This is a genomic window from Mesorhizobium sp. M7A.F.Ca.US.014.04.1.1 (assembly GCF_003998745.1).
Lineage (GTDB): Bacteria > Pseudomonadota > Alphaproteobacteria > Rhizobiales > Rhizobiaceae > Mesorhizobium > Mesorhizobium ciceri.
In genome coordinates, this window is the sequence record NZ_RZRW01000883.1 from 1 (window position 1) to 1,696 (window position 1,696).

The window sequence follows — 1,696 nt, forward strand, 5'->3', positions numbered from 1 at the left end:
CCAATTCGGCCAATTCGCAGTTCTTCATCATGTTCGCTCCGGCACCGCCGCTCGACGGCCAGTACACCATCGTCGGCAATGTCGTCAGCGGCATGGAACTGGTGGATCACATCAAGAAGGGCGACCAGGCGGATAACGGCACGGTCTCCGACCCCGACCGGATGATCAAGGTGCGCATCGCCGCAGACAAGTAAAATTGTCAAATAACTCTGTTTTCTCAAAAGGATATCTGACATGGCCGAAATCAAGGACCGCGAGAACGCGCTCATCATGGAAACGACCAAGGGCACGGTCGTCATCGAACTTTTCCCCGACCTGGCGCCGGGCCACGTCTCCCGCATCAAGGAACTGGCTAGGGAAGGCGCCTATGACGGCGTGGTCTTCCACCGCGTCATCGAAGGCTTCATGGCCCAGACCGGCGACGTCAAGTTCGGCAATTCGAGCAAGCCTTCCTTCGCGCCGTCCCGCGCGGGCATGGGCGGCTCTGAGAAGCCGGACCTGAAGGCCGAATTTTCCAACGCCAACCATGGCCGCGGCACCTGCTCGATGGCCCGTTCGCAGAACCCGAACTCGGCCAATTCGCAGTTCTTCATCTGCTTCGACGATGCCGCCTTCCTCAACCGCCAGTACACGGTCTGGGGCCAGGTCATCGAAGGCATGGACAATGTCGACAAGATCAAGCGCGGCGAGCCGGTGCAGGATCCCGACAAGATCGTGTCGCTGAAGGTCGCGGCCGACGTCAAGTAAGGGCAAACGACAATGATGGGCGTCGTCTGGTCGCTTCTCGGCATCCTATCCGGCGCCTTCATTGCCATTCAGGCGCCGATCAATTCGCAGCTGGCGCGCGGCCTGGGTCTCCCAGTCGCGGCGGCTGCGTTTTCGTTCCTGTCGGGCGCGATCGTGCTCGGCATTATCTCCGTTACGGTGGTGAAGCTGCAAGGCATCTCGCTCGACTGGAAAGCGCCGGCGCCCTGGCTGTTCGTGGCCGGCGGCATGCTCGGCGGTTTCTATGTCACGCTGTCGACGATCCTGACGCCACGCATAGGTGCTGCCGCGCTGATGGCGTTTCTGGTCGCCGGCCAGTTGCTGGCCGGCATGCTCATCGACCGCGTCGGCTTCCTCGGCGTCGCGGTGCGTGAAATCTCGCTCGGCCGCGTTGCCGGCGCGGTGCTGCTCTTGGCCGGAGCGCTGCTCGTCCGGCTCTACTGATGCGCGTCGATGTCTTTGACTTCGACTTGCCGGAGGAGCGCATCGCGCTCCGCCCGGCGCAGCCGCGTGACAGCGCCAAGATGCTTCTGGTCAAGCCCGGCGAAGGGCTCGAGGACCGGACGGTTGGCGACCTGCCGTCCTTGCTCAGGGCCGGCGACGTGCTGGTGTTCAACGACACCAAAGTCATTCCGGCGCAGCTCAAAGGCATAAGGCGGCGGGGCGAGGCGACGGCGCAGGTCGAAGCCACGCTGCATATGCGCATGGCGCCGGACCGCTGGCTGGCCTTCATGAGGCCGGGCAAGCGCATTGCCGCCGGCGACCGCATCCATTTCGGCCATGACGGCAATTCCTGTTTCCTCGGTCAGCTCGACGCCACGGTGATCGAGAAAGGCGAGGGCGGCGAGGCGCTGCTTGGCTTCGACCTGTCGGGGCCGTTCCTCGACGAGGCGCTGCACGCGGTAGGCCATATTCCGCTGCTGCCCTATAT

General features: G+C 63.4%; 4 protein-coding genes. All 4 read left to right on the forward strand.

Going from position 1 to position 1,696, the window contains the following annotated elements:
* A partial coding sequence (locus EOA22_RS32675) for a peptidylprolyl isomerase (RefSeq protein WP_206521420.1) occupies positions 1–194 on the forward strand: 194 nt, incomplete at its 5' end.
* A 40-nt stretch (positions 195–234) separates the two neighbouring features.
* Entirely contained in the window at positions 235–747 is a 513-nt protein-coding gene (locus EOA22_RS32680; RefSeq protein ID WP_013531825.1) for a peptidylprolyl isomerase, read from the forward strand.
* Positions 748–759: 12 nt separating this feature from the next.
* On the forward strand, positions 760–1,209 hold the full coding sequence (locus tag EOA22_RS32685; RefSeq protein ID WP_013531824.1) for a DMT family transporter: 450 nt from the start codon (positions 760–762) through the stop codon (positions 1,207–1,209).
* Positions 1,209–1,696: S-adenosylmethionine:tRNA ribosyltransferase-isomerase (locus tag EOA22_RS32690; protein WP_164756142.1), on the forward strand; the 488-nt coding region annotated here is incomplete at its 3' end. The genes EOA22_RS32685 and EOA22_RS32690, both read left to right, overlap by 1 nt.

Bases quoted from the DNA above. Each gene is read 5' to 3' on its own strand.
- EOA22_RS32680 (WP_013531825.1), top strand. From the start codon at position 235: ATGGCCGAAATCAAGGACCGCGAGAACGCGCTCATCATGGAAACGACC.
- EOA22_RS32685 (WP_013531824.1), top strand. From the start codon at position 760: ATGATGGGCGTCGTCTGGTCGCTTCTCGGCATCCTATCCGGCGCCTTC.